This is a genomic window from Salinarimonas soli (assembly GCF_008386575.1).
GTDB lineage: Bacteria > Pseudomonadota > Alphaproteobacteria > Rhizobiales > Beijerinckiaceae > Salinarimonas_A > Salinarimonas_A soli.
On sequence record NZ_VUOA01000048.1, the window covers coordinates 48,683 to 65,696 of the forward strand.

The 17,014-nt window shown below is 71.7% G+C and carries 17 protein-coding genes; 15 read left to right on the top strand and 2 right to left on the bottom strand.

The window, feature by feature from the left end; all coding sequences use genetic code 11:
• Positions 1 to 154: 154 nt before the first annotated feature.
• The 15 genes from F0L46_RS24090 to ftsH all read left to right on the top strand — a co-directional run bounded on the left by F0L46_RS24090 (position 155) and on the right by ftsH (position 14,705).
• The gene (locus F0L46_RS24090; RefSeq protein WP_188312122.1) at positions 155 to 829 is read left to right on the top strand and encodes an exonuclease domain-containing protein; all 675 of its coding nucleotides are present in this window, start codon (positions 155 to 157) and stop codon (positions 827 to 829) included.
• 35 nt (positions 830 to 864) lie between these two features.
• The gene (locus F0L46_RS24095; RefSeq protein ID WP_210247683.1) at positions 865 to 2,604 is read left to right on the top strand and encodes a sensor histidine kinase; all 1,740 of its coding nucleotides are present in this window, start codon (positions 865 to 867) and stop codon (positions 2,602 to 2,604) included.
• Positions 2,605 to 2,786: 182 nt separating this feature from the next.
• A complete protein-coding gene (locus F0L46_RS24100; protein ID WP_149822165.1) occupies positions 2,787 to 3,191 on the top strand; it encodes a hypothetical protein in 405 nt (134 codons plus the stop codon).
• Positions 3,192 to 3,497: 306 nt separating this feature from the next.
• The gene (locus F0L46_RS24105) at positions 3,498 to 3,806 is read left to right on the top strand and encodes a hypothetical protein (RefSeq protein WP_149822166.1); all 309 of its coding nucleotides are present in this window, start codon (positions 3,498 to 3,500) and stop codon (positions 3,804 to 3,806) included.
• Positions 3,807 to 4,180: 374 nt separating this feature from the next.
• Positions 4,181 to 4,600 carry a tol-pal system-associated acyl-CoA thioesterase gene (ybgC, locus tag F0L46_RS24110; RefSeq protein ID WP_149822167.1) on the top strand — a complete coding sequence of 140 codons (420 nt, stop codon included), beginning with the start codon at positions 4,181 to 4,183 and terminating at the stop codon, positions 4,598 to 4,600.
• Positions 4,601 to 4,675: 75 nt separating this feature from the next.
• Complete coding sequence (locus F0L46_RS24115; RefSeq protein ID WP_149822168.1) at positions 4,676 to 5,038, top strand: GFA family protein; 363 nt, start codon at positions 4,676 to 4,678, stop codon at positions 5,036 to 5,038.
• Positions 5,039 to 5,809: 771 nt separating this feature from the next.
• The gene (gene tolQ, locus F0L46_RS24120) at positions 5,810 to 6,526 is read left to right on the top strand and encodes a protein TolQ (RefSeq protein WP_149822169.1); all 717 of its coding nucleotides are present in this window, start codon (positions 5,810 to 5,812) and stop codon (positions 6,524 to 6,526) included.
• 12 nt (positions 6,527 to 6,538) lie between these two features.
• The gene (locus F0L46_RS24125; protein ID WP_240540136.1) at positions 6,539 to 6,985 is read left to right on the top strand and encodes an ExbD/TolR family protein; all 447 of its coding nucleotides are present in this window, start codon (positions 6,539 to 6,541) and stop codon (positions 6,983 to 6,985) included.
• A gap of 14 nt (positions 6,986 to 6,999) precedes the next feature.
• Positions 7,000 to 8,274 (top strand): cell envelope integrity protein TolA, encoded by a 1,275-nt coding sequence (tolA, locus tag F0L46_RS24130; protein WP_149822170.1) that lies wholly within the window; start codon positions 7,000 to 7,002, stop codon positions 8,272 to 8,274.
• Positions 8,275 to 8,384: 110 nt separating this feature from the next.
• Entirely contained in the window at positions 8,385 to 9,653 is a 1,269-nt protein-coding gene (tolB, locus tag F0L46_RS24135; RefSeq protein ID WP_240540137.1) for a Tol-Pal system beta propeller repeat protein TolB, read from the top strand.
• 193 nt (positions 9,654 to 9,846) lie between these two features.
• Entirely contained in the window at positions 9,847 to 9,990 is a 144-nt protein-coding gene (locus F0L46_RS26370; protein WP_188312123.1) for a hypothetical protein, read from the top strand.
• Between the two features lie 108 nt (positions 9,991 to 10,098).
• Positions 10,099 to 10,632 carry a peptidoglycan-associated lipoprotein Pal gene (gene pal, locus F0L46_RS24140; protein WP_149822172.1) on the top strand — a complete coding sequence of 178 codons (534 nt, stop codon included), beginning with the start codon at positions 10,099 to 10,101 and terminating at the stop codon, positions 10,630 to 10,632.
• 91 nt (positions 10,633 to 10,723) lie between these two features.
• Positions 10,724 to 11,665 carry a tol-pal system protein YbgF gene (gene ybgF / locus F0L46_RS24145; RefSeq protein ID WP_149822173.1) on the top strand — a complete coding sequence of 314 codons (942 nt, stop codon included), beginning with the start codon at positions 10,724 to 10,726 and terminating at the stop codon, positions 11,663 to 11,665.
• Positions 11,662 to 12,651: a tRNA lysidine(34) synthetase TilS gene (gene tilS, locus F0L46_RS24150; RefSeq protein WP_149822174.1), complete on the top strand. Its 990-nt coding sequence runs from the start codon at positions 11,662 to 11,664 to the stop codon at positions 12,649 to 12,651. The genes ybgF and tilS overlap by 4 nt, the downstream gene beginning before the upstream one ends.
• Positions 12,652 to 12,788: 137 nt before the next feature.
• A complete protein-coding gene (gene ftsH, locus F0L46_RS24155; protein ID WP_149822175.1) occupies positions 12,789 to 14,705 on the top strand; it encodes an ATP-dependent zinc metalloprotease FtsH in 1,917 nt (638 codons plus the stop codon).
• A gap of 88 nt (positions 14,706 to 14,793) precedes the next feature.
• Here ftsH and F0L46_RS24160 read toward each other — a convergent pair whose 3' ends face one another.
• Together F0L46_RS24160 and mtnA are read right to left on the bottom strand one after the other, a co-directional pair.
• Positions 14,794 to 15,438: a class II aldolase/adducin family protein gene (locus F0L46_RS24160; RefSeq protein WP_149822176.1), complete on the bottom strand. Its 645-nt coding sequence runs from the start codon at positions 15,436 to 15,438 to the stop codon at positions 14,794 to 14,796.
• Positions 15,435 to 16,532 carry an S-methyl-5-thioribose-1-phosphate isomerase gene (gene mtnA / locus F0L46_RS24165; protein ID WP_149822177.1) on the bottom strand — a complete coding sequence of 366 codons (1,098 nt, stop codon included), beginning with the start codon at positions 16,530 to 16,532 and terminating at the stop codon, positions 15,435 to 15,437. The genes F0L46_RS24160 and mtnA overlap by 4 nt, the downstream gene beginning before the upstream one ends.
• Positions 16,533 to 17,014 lie beyond the last annotated feature (482 nt).

The window sequence follows — 17,014 nt, forward strand, 5'->3', positions numbered from 1 at the left end:
GCCCCGTGCCGCGTGCTTCGAGTCGCGATCTACGAGCGCTCCTCAGCATGAGGGGACTGGAGAGGGTGTGACCATCGCGCCCGCCCGGCCTCCCAGGCGCGCCCTCGACATTTCCTCCCGCGCTTGCGAGTCTGCCCGGGATTCGGAGGACCGCATGCGCGGAATGATCGAGAGCGTCCTGGGGCATGCCGCGCCCGCCGACGAGGCGGGGCCGGTGCGGGCCGTGGTGGTGGATTGCGAGACCACGGGCCTCAGCCACGCGGGCGGCGACCGCATGGTGAGCTTCGCGGCGATCGAGATCGTGGGCCATGCCCCCACCGGTCGCGCCCTCCACCTCCTGTTCAATCCGGGGCGCCCGTCCCATTGGGCGGCGCGCAAGGTGCACGGGCTCTCCGACGATCTCCTGTCGCATCAGCCCGCCTTCGCGGACCACGCGGAGGAGATCGCAGCCTTCGTGGGCGACGACGCCCTGGTGGGCCACAACCTGCGCTTCGACGTCGCCTTCCTCAATGCCGAGTTCGCCCATGCGGGGCGCGGGGCATGGGCGGGGCGGCGGATCTGCACCCTGGAGCGTTTCAAGTCCCGCTTCCCGGGCCAGCGCGCCTCCCTCGACCATGCCTGCGGCATGTTCGGCATCGACGTGAGCGCGCGGGCGCGCCACCACGGCGCCTTCATCGACGCTGCGCTCGCCTGCGGCCTCTACCAGGTGCTCGTCGCCGGGATGGAGGCGCCCCGCCTGCCGTTCCTCGACGTGCCGCCGGCGAACTACGTGGCGCCGCCCCCCTCGAAGCGCGCCCGCCGCCGCGCCGCCCTGGGGGAGCCTGCGTGAGGGATCCGGTCGCGGGCGAGGCCGTTGTGAGGGGGATGCAGACGCGACCCGCCCCCTCGCCGCGCCCGCCGGAGCCCGCCTCCGCCATCAGGCGCGCCGAGGACCCGCCCGCCCTGCGCGCGGCGCTGGCCATCGTCCACGCCTCTCCCGCCCCCATGGCGGTGCTCACCGGTGAGCGCCTGATCCCCAACGCCGCCTTCGCCGATCTGGCGGGCCTCGATCCGGCCCGTCCCGCGACCCCCGCCGAGGCCGGGCTCGACCCGGAGGCCTGCGCCGCAGCGCTACGGGGGGAGGCGCAGCGCGCGCCGTTCGGGGCGCTGGGCGAGGCGGCGTGCAGCCCCGTGCCGGACGCCTCGGGCGCCGTCATCGGCGCGCTGGTGGTGATCAGCCGCGGCGTCGCGCCCTTCGGCGACGCCCTGCCGGCGGGCGAGCAGCGCCTGGCCCTGGCGCTGGAGGCGGCGGACGTGGTGGGCACCTGGACCGCCGAGATGACCCCTGACCGGGTGCAGGCGGATGCGCGCCTTGCCCGACTCTTCGGTGTCGACCCCGCGGAGGCCGCTGCGGGCCGTCCCGCCGAGGCCTACCTCGCCGGCATCCACCCGGACGACCGGGAGGGCGTCGTGGCGGCGCTGCGGGAGTCGATCACCACGGGCCACCCGTTCCGCCGCGACATGCGGGTCATCGGCGCCGACGGGGCGGTGCGCTGGATCGCCGTTGAGGGCCGCTCGAGCCGGGAGAACGGCCGGGCGGTGCGGCTGGCGGGCGCCGCCGTCGACATCACGGAGCGCCGGCGCCACGAGAGCGCGCTGCGCGAGAGCGAGGCGCGCTTCCGGCACATGGCGGATTCGGCTCCGGCCCTGATCTGGATGACCGACGACGCGGGCCAGATCGTCTTCGCCAACATGCATTACGACCACCTCTTCGGCCGCCCGGCCGGGGACATCCTCGGCAACGGCTGGCGCGAGATCGTCGACCCCGACGACCTGCCCGCCTTCGAGGAGGCGTTCGGGGAGGCCTTCGCCGAGCGCCGGCCCTTCCGGGCCGAGGTGCGGGTCCGCGACCGGCATGGGGCGGTGCGCTGGCTACGCTGCGAGGGCGTGCCGCGGCTCGACGACGCCCACCGCTTCCTGGGCTATACCGGCTGCAACGTCGACATCACCGACGCCAAGGTGGCCGAGGAGCGCCGCGACCTCCTCATCAACGAGCTGAACCATCGAGTGAAGAACACGCTTGCCACCGTGCAGTCGGTGGCGACGCAGACCCTGCGCAACGTCCACACCGCCGACCAGGCCCGCCGCGACATCGAGGCCCGCCTCATCGCCCTCTCCCGCGCCCACGACGTGCTGACCCGCGAGAACTGGGAAGGCGCCTCCCTGCGCGAGATCGCTGCCCAGGCGCTCGCCCCCTACCGCAACGCGGGCGAGACGCGGCTCCTCGTCGCCGGGCCGGACGTGCGCCTGTCGCCCCGCATGGCGCTGGCGCTCGCCATGGCCTTCCAGGAGCTCGCCACCAACGCCGTGAAATACGGCGCGCTCTCCAACGACACGGGGCGGGTGAGGATCGCCTGGCGCATCCGGCCGGGAGAGGACCGGCGGCCCGCCCTCTCGCTGCGCTGGGAGGAGAGCGGCGGCCCGCCCGTCCAGGCCCCCTCCCGCCGGGGCTTCGGCTCCCGCCTCATCGAGCAGGGGCTCGCCCGCGACCTCGACGGCACCGTCACCATCGGCTTCGAGCCCGGCGGCGTGGTCTGCACCGTCGAGGCGCCGCTTCGGGGCTAAGCCTCGCCCGCGGGCACGGTCCGGTGTAGCGTGGGCCTCACGCGTGGGTTGGGGTGAGGTGTCATGATGCAAGAAGCGAGCGGCGTTATCCCGTGGTGCCGGCCGTTCGTCCGAGATGCCGAGCCGTCGACGCCGTGCGGTCTGCCTTTCGGGTCGCTTGGCCAAGCCGGACAAGCCTGACGGTGCGGCATCTGGCTACCTCTATTCTCAGCGTCCTCGTCGCACTGATCGCGGCCGTGCTCGTGAACGGCCTGACGCTCGGCCTCGGCGCGCTCCCATCCGTCCTGATCTCGACGATGGCGCTCTCGGCTTGCGGGTTGCTTCAGGGGTTTTATTTGCCCGAGGCGGCGCGGACACCGTTCAAAGGTGTTTCTAGAATCTGGATTTTGATCTCGCTGCTTGCTGGAGCTTCCTTTTGGTATTTCGTCATCAGCAGTAAATTGCAGCGCATCGCCAATGATCCAAGTATTTCAGTGATAAAACTCTGGTTTCTACACGACCTGTCTCTTTGTCTGATGGGTTGGTATATTTATCTGCTTCTCGGCGTTCAATTTCGTGACGTGCATTCCGAGTTCAAGAAATCCTGAAAGCGCGTCGTCCACGCATTGGCATTCGCTGAAATGGTGATTCTCGCATCGGCTCCGACGGTGCGCCGAGGTCTTGCCGAAACTGTGGCGGCACTGCTGTTCTTGCGGCGAACGTGTTCCCGGCGGCGGGCTCGAACAGCTGGGCTCCTCGCTGGCGTTCGCCCACCCGGCAGGGGATTGCAGCCCCCCGCCGCGTCTGCGGCATGGCCCTGCGCCGCGGGACGTGGTTGAAGGGGTGATCGAAAGCGCCGGGTCGGCGTTGTCGATGGAGCCCTGTGGGCCAGACGCCGACCAGAAGGAGACGCCATGTATACCCTCGACATCGCCGGCAAGCCGATCGCCATCACGGACGCCGACGAGGCCCAGTCGCGCGAGCTGTTCAACAGCGACGCCTTCAAGGAGGACATCGCCGCCATGGAGAGCGGCGGCAAGCCCCTGTGGGACGGCAAGGCGCCGCTCGTGATCCGCCCCTCCACCAAGGAGGAGACGGACAATTTCGAGCAGGCCCTCGACGAAGGCGACGACGACGAGGAGACCGACGACGACCTCGACGAGGACGAGGTGGGGATCAACGTGCTCTTCCTCGTGCCCGTCGACGAGTACGACGAGGACTGAGCCGGCTCCTGGGGGCGGCCCGGAGGGGCCGTTCTCCCATCCTCACCCTCGTCCCCCGCCTTCGCNNCGCGGGGGCAGGCTCTGAGGTTCGACCCCGGCCGGGGGAGCCTCGAAGGGCGCTCCAGCGATCTCCCTCCGGCTCACGAGCGTCCTGCGTGCTTCGAGGCCCACCTCCGGTGGGCACCTCAGCATGAGGGAGGGGGGAGCACCCTCGTTTCGAGTCAGACCCGCGGCGCGGCGGCGCCCCCCGCCCGGCCCGCCGCGCCCCGACTTCTCCAAGGGACCCCCATGCTCGACCGCTCGCCCCGGCCCGCCCGCGTCGAACGCGGCCTGACCTTCGAGGCCTCGACCCCCGCCCCGGTGCTCGTGCCCCGATGACGGGGGGCGCCTTCGCGGACGGCGTGCACCGCCTGCCCGTCCGGGTCTATTACGAGGACACGGATTTCTCCGGCGTCGTCTATCACGCGAGCTATCTGCGCTTCATGGAGCGCGGGCGCACGGAGCTCCTGCGGGCGCTCAGCGTCGCCCAGTCCGACCTCCACACCGACGACGCTGGGCTCGCCTTCGCGGTGCGCCGCATGACGATCGACTTCCGCCGCCCCGCCCGCATGGACGACCTCCTGGAGGTCGCGACCCGCCCGCACGAGATGCGCGGCGCCTCGATGATCCTCGCCCAGGAGGTGCGCCGGAGCGACGAGGTGCTGGTCAGCGCCGAGGTGATGGTGGCGGCCGTGCGCGAGGGCCGGGCGGTGCGCATCCCCGACGCGCTGCGGCGGGCACTGGGGCAGGGGTAAGGCGCGGCTTTCCGCTTGGCCGAGGCGGTCGGGATGTGGATGGATGGCGCCGGCATCGTTCACCCGGATCCCGCCATGACCGTCGAATCGTCCTGCCATTGCGGCACCGTGCGCATCGAGGCCGCGAGCGCGCCCGAGACGCTGACCGACTGCAACTGCTCCATTTGCCGGCGCTACGGCGTGCTCTGGGCCTATTACTCGCCCCGCCAGGTCCGCTTCCTCGCCGGGGAGGGCACCACGCAGACCTACCTGTGGGACGACCGCTCCATCGCTTTCCACCGCTGCCGCGACTGCGGCTGCGTCACCCACTGGCAGGCAGTGGACCCCACGACCGACCGCATGGGCCTCAACGCCCGGCTGATGCCCCTGGAGATCCGCGAACGCACCCGCATCCGCCGGCTCGATGGGGCCGTGACGGAGGAGTATGTCGACGATTGAGGGGGCTGCGGCCGGACGAACAAGCGGTCGCCCAATCGATCCGTGCTCGCGGCGCTTTCGCGCCGCACCCCCCTCTCCATCTCTCCCCCGCAAGGGGGGAGAGGGATCACCGGCATCCCCGGCGCAGTCCACTGGAGTTCTGGCGAGACATGCGTGCGCCCCTCTCCCCCCTTGCGGGGGAGATGCCCCGTCAGGGGCAGAGGGGGGTGCGCCGGTGCGTAGCAGCGGCGCCGCGACCGCCGGTTCAAGCGACTGGGTGACGGTACCGTGGTCCGGCGCTACCGCGCCGACCCCCTCCGCATCCCCCCGCAAGGGTGGAGGGGTGCCTCGCCCTGCAGCCGTGAGCATGGCTGCCTGTTTGTCCCTGGTCTTGCCACGCTCACGCGCAGCTTGTCCGGAAAACTGGAGCGTGGGGGAGCGTCGAGACCGTGCCGCGAACCCGTCGTTCCAGCCCCCCGGCCCACGGATCGTCCGGCCCTTAACCTCACACTAACCTTGCGGGAGCATTAACGGGATCGTGGGTCCGTCGCGGGGCGGGGCGCCGGGGCGCGCCCTTACTTTCGACAGATTCGAACGCGAACCAGCAGGGATACGGCAGGGCGAAAAAGCCCGCATGCACAAGGGCGACGGCGCCGGGACGGCCCTGAGCCGCGCCGGCCTCACGAAAAGGAAGTGGCGATGAACCCGGCCGAAGCCGCGCAGGTGGCGCACGACATGTTCCCGTGGAGCGGTTCCCGCCCCGCGCCGCTCCCCCGCCAGGAGGCCTGACCCATGCCGACCGATCCCACTCAAATGGCCCAGGTGGCGCACGACATGTCCCTGTGGGGCCTGTTCTGGCAGGCTCACATCGTCGTCAAGCTCGTGATGGTCGGCCTCGTCGGCGCCTCCGTGTGGTGCTGGGCGATCATCATCGACAAGACCCTGCTGTTCTCCCGCACCCGACGGTCCATGGACCGGTTCGAGGAGGTGTTCTGGTCGGGCCAGTCCCTGGAGGAGCTCTATCGCAGCCTCGCGGAGCGGCCCAACACGGGCCTCGCCGCCCTGTTCGTCGCCGCCATGCGGGAGTGGAAGCGCTCCTTCGAGGGCGGCGGACGCTCGGTGGCGAGCCTGTCGCAGCGCATCGACAAGGTGCTCGACGTGACGATCCAGCGCGAGGTGGAACGGCTCGATTCCAAGCTCCTGGTGCTCGCCTCGATCGGCTCGGCCGGCCCCTATATCGGCCTGTTCGGCACGGTGTGGGGCATCATGACCTCGTTCACGGCCATCGCCGCCTCCAAGAACACCAGCCTCGCCGTGGTGGCGCCGGGCATCGCGGAGGCGCTGTTCGCCACCGCCATCGGCCTGTTCGCCGCGATCCCCGCGGTGCTCGCCTACAACAAGCTGCAATCCGAGGTCTCGCGGGCGCAAAGCCGGCTCGAGGGCTTCGCCGACGAATTCTCGGCGATCCTCTCGCGCCAGATCGACGAACGCATCGCCCACGCGGCCTGAGGGGAACGATCCATGGCTGGACCGGGCGGGATGACGACGGGGGGCGGACGGCGGCGCAGGCGCGCGCGCCGGGCCGGCGCCATCAACGAGATCAACATGACGCCGTTCATCGACGTCATGCTGGTGCTCCTCATCGTATTCATGGTGGCGGCGCCGCTCCTCACGGCGGGCGTGCCCCTCGACCTGCCGCGCACCTCGTCGGCGCCCCTCAACATCGACCAGAAGCCCGTGACCCTGTCGATCGACGCGCAGGGACGCCTGTTCCTCGCCGAGAGCGAGGTGCCCGACGCCGAGATCGTGAGCCGCCTCACGGGCGCCGCGAAGGCGGGCCTGGAGGAGCGCATCTTCGTGCGCGGCGACAAGCGGGTCGATTACGGGCGCGTCGCGCAAGTGATGTCCGTGGTGACGGGGGCGGGCTTCAAGCGCGTCGCCCTCGTGACCGAGTCGGACAAGAACTAGGGGGAGCGGACGCCGTGCGGTGGAAGCCGAAGGCAACGGAACCGGGGATCGTCCTGTCGGGGGTCGCGCATGCGGCGATCCTCGCGGCGGGCCTGTTCGCCTTCACCTCCCAGGCGCCCTTTCCCGACGCCCAGGAGGGCATCCCCGTCGAGGTGATCACGGACAACCAGCTCTCCGAGATGACGAAGGGCGAGCGCGACGCCAAGCAGCCCCAGCCCAATCCGAAGCCCCGCGCCGAGCGCGTCGCCGAGCAGGTGGAGCGCCGGGAGGCGGGCGAGGCGAAGGTCGACGCCCCCGCGCCCCCGCGCCGGCCCGCCGAGATGAAGACCGACGACAAGCCCGTCGAGGCGGCCCAGATCCCGACGCCGCCCGCCCCGCCGACCCGCCCCGACCTCGAGGCCGAGCGCCGCGCGGCGGACGCAAAGGCGGCCGAGGCCAAGGCAGCGGAGGCCAAGGCAGCGGAGGCCAAGGCCGCGGAGGCGAAAGCCGCCCAGGCCGCGGCCGAGCGCGCGGAGACCCGGGCCAAGGCCGCCGCCGAAGCCAAGGCGGCCGCGGAGGCCGAGGCCCGCGAGGAGGCGGAGCTCGCCCGCAAGGAGGCGGCGCGCCAGGAGGCCGCCCGCGAGGCCGCCGCGAAGGCGCGCGCCGAGGCGAAGGCCAAGGCTGACGCGGAGGCCAAGGCGAAAGCCGAGGCGGAGGCGCGCGCGGTCGCGGAGGCCAGGGCGAAGCAGGAGGCGGAGGCCCGCCGCGAGGCGAAGGCGGCGGCCGAGGCCAAGGCGCGGGCCGAGGTGAAGGCCAAGGCGGAGGCGGAAGCCCGCGCCCAGCGCCAGGCGGCGGTGGCCGACAAGTTCGACGCCGGCTCCATCCAGCAGATGCTGCAATCGAAGGAGCGCTCGCAATCGTCGGGCTCCACGGGCTCCGAGGTGAACAAGACGGCGGCGCTCGGCACCGCGACGGGGGCGTCCCAGCGCCTCAACCCAAGCCAGCGCGACGCCCTCATCGGCATCCTCCAGGAGCAGCTCCATAAGTGCTGGATCGTGCCTGTGGCGCTGCAATCCTCGCCCAACCCGCCTGTGCCCAGCGTGCGCATCCGCCTCAACCAGGACGGCACGCTTGCCGCCGAGCCCGCCGTGACGAACGCCTCCGGCGATCCGCTCTTCCAGGTGGCGGCCGACAGCGCGACCCGCGCGGCCCGGCGCTGCGCGCCCCTGCGCATTCCCGCCCAATTCACGCCCTTTTACCAGGATTGGAAGGACCTCAGGGTGAACTTCAACCTGCGTGACCGGGTCTGATGCCCGCCTTCCGCACGCCCCTTGCTCCGATCCGTCCCGCTCCCACCGGAGGACCCATGCTCCCGCCCACCCCCACCCGGCGTTCCGTCCTGACCGGCGCCGGCGCCGTCATGGCCGCCGGCATCGCGCTGCCGGCCCGCGCCGAGCTCGTGATCGACCTGCGCCGCGGCAACGTGCAGCCGCTGCCCATCGCGATCGCGGATTTCGGCGGCGAGGGGGGCCTTGGGGTCCAGGTGGCCGGGGTGATCACCAACAACCTGCGCCGTTCGGGCTATTTCCTGCCGATCGACAAGGCGCGCTTTCCCGAGCGCCAGCCCTCCTTCGACGCGCCCCCGCAATTCGCCGGCTGGCGGGCGGCGGGCGTGCAGGGGCTCGTGACGGGGCGGGTGACCCGCGACCCCTCGGGGCGGCTTCGCACCGAGTTCCGCCTGTGGGACGTGACGTCGGGCGAGCAGATCACGGGCCAGCAATATTTCACCGATCCCAACAACTGGCGCCGGGTCGGCCACATCATCTCGGACGCGGTCTATACCAAGATCACGGGCATCGGCGGCTTCTTCGACACGCGCATCGTCTTCGTCGACGAGTCCGGGCCGAAGGAGAACCGGAGGAAGCGCCTCGCCATCATGGACCAGGACGGCGCCAACCTGCGCTACCTGACCCCCGGCGAGAACCTCGTCGTCACGCCGCGCTACTCGCCCGCGAGCCAGGACATCACCTACATGTCCCAGACCTCCGGCCAGCAGCCCCGCGTCCATGTGCTCAACCTCGACACGGGGGCGCGCCAGGTGGTGGGCAACTTCCCCGACATGACCTCCTCGCCGCGCTTCGCCCCCAACGGGCAGCGCATCGCCATGAGCCTGCAGCAGGGCGGCAACGCCAACATCTACCTCATGGATCTGGGCTCGCGCACCACGACGCGGCTCACCACCACCAACGCCATCGACACCTCGCCCTCCTTCGCCCCCGACGGCACGCAGATCGTGTTCGAGAGCGACCGGGGCGGGCAGCAGCAGGTCTACGTCATGGGGGCGGACGGCTCGAACGCGCGCCGCATCTCGTTTGGCGAGGGTTCCTACTCGCAGCCCGTCTGGTCGCCGCGGGGCGACCTCATCGCCTTCACCAAGCGCGGCAAGAACGGCTTCGCCATCGGCGTCATGAAGCCCGACGGCTCGGGGGAGCGCATCCTCACCGAGGGCTTCCACAACGAGGGCCCGACCTGGGCCCCCAACGGGCAATACATCGTCTTCTTCCGCGATCCCGGCGGCCAGGCCGGCGGCAAGCTCTACATGGTCGACGTCACCGGCCGCGTCGAGCAGCCGATCCCGACCCCGTCCTTCGCCTCCGACCCCACCTGGTCGCCGCTGCTGACAGGGTGAGATCCTGACGCCGGACGCTCGACGCGCCCTCTCCCCCCTTGCGGGGGAGATGCCCCGAAGGGGCAGAGGGGGGGCGGCGAGGCGCGAGCCTCGCCGCGCGACCGAACGGTCAGGCGAGCGCTTGGACAAACTGTGGTCCGGCGCTTCGCGCCGACCCCCCTCCGCATCCTCCCCCGCAAGGGGGGAGGGGTGCATGGTTCTGGAGCCTTATGGAGGCCGGCGCGGGATGGCGCATGCGCAGGTGCGGCTGACATCGAGCGCCATCCGCCCCAAGGCCAAGGTCCTGCCGCATTCGGACATCATTAACCCTACCGCCGAATTCGGTCCGTCGACGTGAAGGTCACAGGTTCGTGAAACCCTCGATCAAGGTTGATGGAACCTTCGCTTAACCCTCCGGGGCTATTCCTCGACATCACGATCTCCGTTGTTGCGTGAAGGAGCCAGCATGTTCACCTCATCCGCGCCGCGCGTCCTGCGCCTTGCCGCCGCCGCCTCGCTCGCCCTCGCGATCGCGGCCTGCTCGTCGACCCCGAACCCGGACGCCACGGCGGCCGCGGGCGGCGGGCTCGGCGGCGCGGGGGGCTTCGGCGTCGGCGGGGCGGCGACGCCCGGCTCGTCGCAGGACTTCGCCGTCAATGTTGGCGACCGCGTCTTCTTCGACAGCGATTCCACGGATCTCTCCCCCACCGCTATCGCGACCCTCGACAAGCAGGCGCAGTGGCTCGCCCGCTATCCGCGCTACACGATCCTCATCGAGGGCCACGCGGACGAGCGCGGCACCCGGGAGTACAACTTCTCGCTCGGCGCCCGCCGCGGCCAGAACGTGCGCGACTACCTCGCCTCGCGTGGCGTGGATTCGAGCCGCATGCGCACGGTCTCCTACGGCAAGGAGCGCCCCGTGGCGGTGTGCAACGACATGTCCTGCTGGTCGCAGAACCGCCGCGGCGTGACCGTGCTCGACACGGGCGCGGGCGTCTGAGCCTCGACGGGGCGCCCCGGCGCGCCCTCAAACTGCGTCGCGGCGATGTCTCCGGTAGGCTTGCCGCGATCCCTCGTTTAAGAACCGGCCCATGACCGCTCGTCCCGCCCGCCGTCTCGCCCTCGCCGCCGTCTCCTGGATCGCGCTCGCCGCGCCCGTACTCGCGCAGGACGCGGCCGATCTCGTGGTGCGCCTCAACCGGCTGGAGGGGCAGGTGCGCCAGCTCTCCGGGGAGGTCGAGCGCCTCCAGTTCGAGAACCGGCAGCTGCGCGAGCAGCAGCGCTCCTTCCAGGAGGACGTGGAGTTCCGCTTCCAGGAGCGCGGCGGCGCGGCTCCCGCCCGGCCGCAGGCGCCCGCCGCCGAGCCCGCGCGGCCCCAGCGGCGCGGCGACGCCTTCGAGCCCGGCCCAGCGGCCGGCGCCCCCGGTGCGCCCCGGCCGCTGGGCCAGACGGCGCCCTCCGCGCCCCTGCCCGCCGGGCGCGGCGGGATTGCCGACCTTCTCGACGAGAAGCCCCCCGGCCCCGGCCAGGGCGGGCCCCTCGATCTCGGGGCCGTGGGCCGCGCCGAGGCGCCCCCGCCGCCCGCGCGTCCCGTGCCCAGCGCCGGCCCGGGGCCGAGCCCCAGCGTCGCCGCGACCGGGACGGGCAATGCCCGCACCGACTACGACACCGCCTATGCCTACCTGCTCCAGAAGCAGTACGAGGCGGCCGAGATGGGGTTTCGCGGCTTCCTCCAATCCCATCCCCGGCACGCGCTGGTGCCCGACGCGCTCTATTGGCTCGGCGACACCTATCTCCAGCGCGCCCGCCACCGCGAGGCCGCCGAGCAGTTCCTAAAGGTGTCGACGGAGCACGCGCGTGCGTCCAAGGCGCCCGACGCCATGCTGAAGCTCGGCATCTCGCTCAATGCGCTCGGCGCCCGCGAGCAGGCCTGCGCCACCTTCGCGAAGCTCGAGCGGGAATATCCGCAGGCTCCCAACTCCGTCCGGCAGGGCGTCGACCGCGAGCAGAAGCGGGCGCGCTGCACCGCGTGACCGGCTCGTCCGGGCCCCTGTCCCTCGACGAGGCGGCCCGCCTCCTCGACGACCTGCCCGAGCGCGTGCTCCTCGCCGTTTCCGGCGGCCCCGATTCCACTGCGCTGATGGGCTTCGCGGCCCGGCGCCCGAACCCGGCCGGCCTCGTGGTGGCGACCGTCGACCACCGCCTGCGGCCCGAGAGCGCCCGCGAGGCGGCGGAGGTCGCCCGCGCTGCCGCCGCTCTGGGGCTCCCCCACCACGTCCTGCCATGGGACGAGCCGCACCCCGCCGCAGGCCTGCCCGCCGCCGCCCGCGCCGCCCGCTACCGGCTGCTCGCCGATCTCAGCCAACGGCTCGGCATCGGCGCGATCGCCACTGCCCACACCCTCGACGACCAGGCCGAGACGGTGCTCATGCGCCTGTCGCGGGGCACGGGGCTCGCAGGCCTCGCCGGCATGCGCCGTGCTGTCACCCGCGACGGCCTCCTCCTGCTGCGCCCCTTCCTCGCGGTCCCGAAGGCCCGGCTCGTCGCCGCCTGTCGGGCGCAGGGCTGGGCTTATGCGGATGATCCCACCAACGCCGATCCGCGCTTCGCCCGCGCCCGCTGGCGGCGTCACGCGCCGCTTCTCGCCGCGGAAGGGCTGACCCCGGAGCGCCTGGCGGCGCTCGCCGAGCGGGCGGCGCGCACCGAGGACGCGCTCCAGGAGGCCGCGGGGGCGGCGCTCGCGGGGGCGCGGCAGGTGGAGGGGACCTATGCGGCCGCCCCGTTCCTGGAGGCGCCGTTCGAGGTGGGCCTGCGCATGCTGGCGCGGGCCTGCGAGGCGGCGGCGGGCCGCCCCGTGCCCCAGCGCCTGGAGCGGCTCGAGGCGGCGCTGGACGCCCTGCGGCAAGCGGCCGCCGATGGCCGGGCGCTCACCCGGACCGTGGCCGGAACTTTGATCCGGCTGGACCGTTCCGGTGCTGTGACCTTCGCCGGGGAACGTCTGCGTCGCCGAGGCCGGTAGGGAATCGTCGTTCAGGATGCCGCAGCCGCGTCGCATTCCCTTGGCAAGGGATCGGAGCGTGCATAGATTGCTCTCAAGCCGCGCGAGATCCCCTGAAAGCTTTTCTCCCGCGACGTCACCTCGGGGATAACCAGTCGATGAACCCGAACTTCAGAAATTTCGCCTTGTGGGTCATCATCTTCTTGCTGGTGCTCGCGTTGGTGACCCTGTTCCAGAGCCCCGGCCAACGCTCGGGCGGGAACGACATCGCCTATAGCCAGCTTCTCAACGAAGCCGAGTCCGGGCGCATCTCCAACGTGATCATCTCCGGCAACGAGATCACCGGCACCTACACGGACGGCCGCTCCTTCGCGACCTACGCGCCCAACGATCCGAGCCTCGTCACGAAGCTCCAGGGCAAGGGCGTGCAGATCACGGCCCGCCCGCCGCAGGACAACACGCCCTGGTTCATCGCTCTACTGGTGAACTGGCTGCCCATCCTCGTCTTCATCGGCGCGTGGATCTTCCTCTCCCGCCAGATGCAGTCTGGCGCCGGCCGCGCCATGGGCTTCGGCAAGTCCAAGGCGAAGCTCCTCACCGAGGCGCATGGCCGCGTGACCTTCGAGGACGTGGCGGGCATCGACGAGGCCAAGGAGGACCTTCAGGAGATCGTGGAGTTCCTCCGCGACCCGCAGAAGTTCCAGCGCCTCGGCGGGCGCATCCCACGCGGCGTGCTGCTCGTCGGCCCTCCCGGCACGGGTAAGACCCTCACGGCGCGTGCCGTGGCGGGCGAGGCCAACGTGCCCTTCTTCACCATCTCGGGCTCCGACTTCGTCGAGATGTTCGTGGGCGTGGGCGCGAGCCGCGTGCGCGACATGTTCGACCAAGCGAAGAAGAACGCGCCCTGCATCATCTTCATCGACGAGATCGACGCGGTCGGCCGCCATCGCGGCGCGGGCTTAGGTGGCGGCAACGACGAGCGTGAGCAGACCCTCAACCAGCTCCTCGTGGAGATGGACGGCTTCGAGGCCAACGAGGGCGTGATCATCATCGCCGCCACGAACCGCCCCGACGTGCTCGACCCCGCGCTCCTGCGTCCTGGCCGCTTCGACCGGCAGATCGTCGTCCCCAACCCGGACGTGGTCGGCCGCGAGAAGATCCTGCGCGTCCACGTCCGCAAGGTGCCCCTGGCGCCGGACGTCGACCTCAAGGTGCTCGCCCGCGGCACCCCCGGCTTCTCGGGTGCCGACCTCATGAACCTCGTCAACGAGGGCGCGCTTCTGGCGGCTCGCCGCGGCAAGCGCATCGTCACGATGCAGGAGTTCGAGGACGCCAAGGACAAGGTGATGATGGGCGCCGAGCGGCGCACCCTCGTCATGACCGACGACGAGAAGCGCCTCACCGCCTATCACGAGGCCGGCCACGCCGTCGTGGCGCTGAACGTCCCCGCGACCGATCCCGTCCACAAGGCGACGATCATCCCCCGCGGCCGGGCGCTCGGCATGGTCATGCAGCTGCCCGAGCGTGACAAGCTGTCGATGTCCTTCGAGCAGATGACCTCGCGGCTCGCGATCATGATGGGCGGCCGCATCGCCGAGGAAATGATCTTCGGCCACGACAAGGTGACGTCCGGCGCTCAGTCCGACATCGAGCAGGCCACCCGGCTCGCCCGCATGATGGTGACGCGCTGGGGCTTCTCGCCCGAGCTCGGCACGGTCGCCTACGGCGAGAACCAGGAGGAGGTGTTCCTCGGCATGTCCATGGGACGCCAGCAGAACATCTCCGAGGCCACCGCCCAGACCATCGACAAGGAGGTCCGCCGCCTCGTCGAGACCGGCCTCAACGACGCCCGCCGGATCCTGGAGGAGAAGCGCGGGGAGCTCGAGGCCCTGGCCCGCGGCCTCCTCGAGTACGAGACCCTGTCGGGCGACGAGATCCGCGATCTCATGAACGGCAAGCCCCCCGTGCGCGACACGAGCGAGCCGTCCAACCCCACCCGCGGCTCCGTCGTCCCCACCACCCGCCGCCCCCGCGGCGAGCCGGAAGGCGGCCTGGAGCCTCAGCCCCAAGCCTGATCCCGGGTTCTCAAGCGAATACCGAAACGCCCGCCCTCACCGGCGGGCGTTTTGCTGTGTGCACCCCTTTCCCATGGGGAGAGGGGAGTTAGGCCACCTTGCCATATCCCGCGAAGCGCTCGGCCACCCGGGCCATCTCCTCCGCGTCGAGGATCACCGGCTCCAGCCCCGCGGCGAGGAGGTCGAGGTACTGCCCGGCGAGGTTCTCCACCTCGGCCGCCACCGTGTAGGCGCCCTCCAGGCTCGCACCCAGCGCGATGACGCCGTGGTTGGCGAGCAGCGCCGCCTTGCGGCCCTCCAGGGCCCGCACGGCGTTGTCGGCAAGCGCGTCGGTGCCAAAGGTGGCGTAGTCGGCGCAGCGCACGTCGGCGCCGCCGCACAGCGCGATCATGTAGTGGAAGGCGGGGAGGGGGCGCCTGGCGCAAGAGAGGGCCGTGGCGCGAGGCGAGTGGGTGTGGACGATGGCGCGCGCATCGGGCCGCGCCCGGTAGATCGCCGTGTGGAACGGCCATTCCGACGACGGCCGCCGCCCGCCGCCCCGCACCCGCCCGTCGAGTTCGAGGGCGACGAGGTCGCCTGGCGTCGTGGCGGCGTAGGGGAGCCCCGAGGGCGTGATGAGAAGCCCGTCCTCATAGCGCGCCGAGACGTTGCCGGATTTCGAGGGCGCGAAGCCCGCCCGGTCCATGGCCTGGGCGATCCTCACGATCTCGGCGCGCAGGGCCGCCTCGCTCATGCGGCGCTGCCCAGGCGACGCTCGGGGAAGAGCCCGAGCAGGCCCTCGCGGGTGGCGGGCGCGATGCCCCGTTCCGTCACGAGGCCCGTGACGAGCCGGGCCGGGGTGACGTCGAAGGCGGGGTTCGCGGCGGGGCTGCCGGGCGAGGCCACGGCGACCGTGCGCACGGTCCCGTCATCGCCCAGGCCCGTCACGTGGGTCACCTCCGTGGCGGAGCGCTCCTCGATGGGGATCTCGCGCACGCCGTCGGCAAGCGACCAGTCCACCGTGGAGCCCGGCAGGGCGACATAGAACGGCACGCCGTTGTCGTGCGCCGCGAGCGCCTTGAGATAGGTGCCGATCTTGTTCGCCACGTCCCCCGTCGCCGTGGTGCGGTCCGAGCCGACGAGGCACAGGTCGACTCGGTCATGCTGCATCAGGTGCCCGCCCGCATTGTCGGCGATCACGGTGTGGGGCACGCCGTGGGCGTGGAGCTCGAAGGCGGAGAGCGCCGCGCCCTGGCAGCGGGGCCGGGTCTCGTCGACCCAGACATGGACCGGCACGCCCGCGTCGTGCGCCTTGTAGATCGGTGCCAGCGCCGTACCCCAGTCCACCGTGGCGAGCCAGCCCGCGTTGCAATGGGTGAGCACGTTCACGGGCCGCCCCGTGCGGGCATGCGCCCCAGCGATCAGCGCGGCGCCATGCTCCCCGATCGCCTCGCAGGCCGCGACGTCCTCGTCGGCGAGCGCGGCGGCCGCCTGCCACGCCGCCCGGTGGCGCGCCGCCGGGGGCAGGGGCGCCAGGGTCTCGCGCATGCGGGCCAGCGCCCAGGCGAGGTTCACGGCGGTGGGCCGCGTGGCGTTCAGAACCCGCACCGCCTCGGCGAGCCCCGCGTCGGAGGGGTCCTCCCGCAGGGCGAGCGCCAAGCCATAGGCCGCCGTCACCCCGATGAGCGGGGCGCCCCGCACCACCATGGTCCGGATCGCCTCCACCGCCTCGTCCCGGCTGGTCAGCCGCCGCACCACGAAGCGGAACGGCAGCCTGGTCTGGTCGATGACCGCGACGGCCTCGCCGTCCAGCCAGATGGTCCGATAATGCCTGCCCTCGATCCGCATGGCGCCTCCAGGGGGAGAGCTGACCAAAGGGGGCGGGGAACGTCAAGGGCGGGGGACGCCCGTCTCCCAGAGGGAGAGGGGTCGGGGGGGAGCACCTCAAACCAGATATCTCCCCACCCCGCCGATCCCACCGCTACCCTCGTCCTGAGATGCCTGCCGCAGGCGGGGGTCGCAGGGCGCTCCAGGGAACTCCCGACGGCCCTGGCAAGCGCCCTCCCTCCCCTCAGGGGAGGGGCAGGAGTGGGGTAAGCCGCGACAGCGGCTGTCTCCAGAGATCGCAACGCCTCCAGAACCGGGCTGGGCAGCGGTCCCGACCTTCCGATTGGGATCGGCGTCAAGCCGCCCGCGCTGGCGCGCGGTACCCCGCTCGTCGGCTTGAAGCCGACACTCTCCCCCGAGGGGAGGGAGGGCGCGCCGCCTCGCGACTGCCTGACCTCAGGGGAGGGGCAGGGGTGGGGTGAGGCGCGCCAGCGGCTGCCTCC

Excerpts from the sequence above, each read along its gene's own strand:
- tolQ (WP_149822169.1), top strand. The coding sequence starts at position 5,810 with ATGCCGACCGATCCCACTCAAATGGCCCAGGTGGCGCACGACATGTCC.
- F0L46_RS24090 (WP_188312122.1), top strand. The coding sequence starts at position 155 with ATGCGCGGAATGATCGAGAGCGTCCTGGGGCATGCCGCGCCCGCCGAC.
- F0L46_RS24160 (WP_149822176.1), bottom strand. The coding sequence starts at position 15,438 with ATGAGCGAGGCGGCCCTGCGCGCCGAGATCGTGAGGATCGCCCAGGCC.
- mtnA (WP_149822177.1), bottom strand. The coding sequence starts at position 16,532 with ATGCGGATCGAGGGCAGGCATTATCGGACCATCTGGCTGGACGGCGAG.
- F0L46_RS26370 (WP_188312123.1), top strand. The coding sequence starts at position 9,847 with ATGGTTCTGGAGCCTTATGGAGGCCGGCGCGGGATGGCGCATGCGCAG.
- F0L46_RS24095 (WP_210247683.1), top strand. The coding sequence starts at position 865 with ATGCAGACGCGACCCGCCCCCTCGCCGCGCCCGCCGGAGCCCGCCTCC.
- F0L46_RS24105 (WP_149822166.1), top strand. The coding sequence starts at position 3,498 with ATGTATACCCTCGACATCGCCGGCAAGCCGATCGCCATCACGGACGCC.
- pal (WP_149822172.1), top strand. The coding sequence starts at position 10,099 with ATGTTCACCTCATCCGCGCCGCGCGTCCTGCGCCTTGCCGCCGCCGCC.
- ybgC (WP_149822167.1), top strand. The coding sequence starts at position 4,181 with ATGACGGGGGGCGCCTTCGCGGACGGCGTGCACCGCCTGCCCGTCCGG.
- F0L46_RS24115 (WP_149822168.1), top strand. The coding sequence starts at position 4,676 with ATGACCGTCGAATCGTCCTGCCATTGCGGCACCGTGCGCATCGAGGCC.
- ybgF (WP_149822173.1), top strand. The coding sequence starts at position 10,724 with ATGACCGCTCGTCCCGCCCGCCGTCTCGCCCTCGCCGCCGTCTCCTGG.
- ftsH (WP_149822175.1), top strand. The coding sequence starts at position 12,789 with ATGAACCCGAACTTCAGAAATTTCGCCTTGTGGGTCATCATCTTCTTG.
- F0L46_RS24125 (WP_240540136.1), top strand. The coding sequence starts at position 6,539 with ATGGCTGGACCGGGCGGGATGACGACGGGGGGCGGACGGCGGCGCAGG.
- tolB (WP_240540137.1), top strand. The coding sequence starts at position 8,385 with ATGGCCGCCGGCATCGCGCTGCCGGCCCGCGCCGAGCTCGTGATCGAC.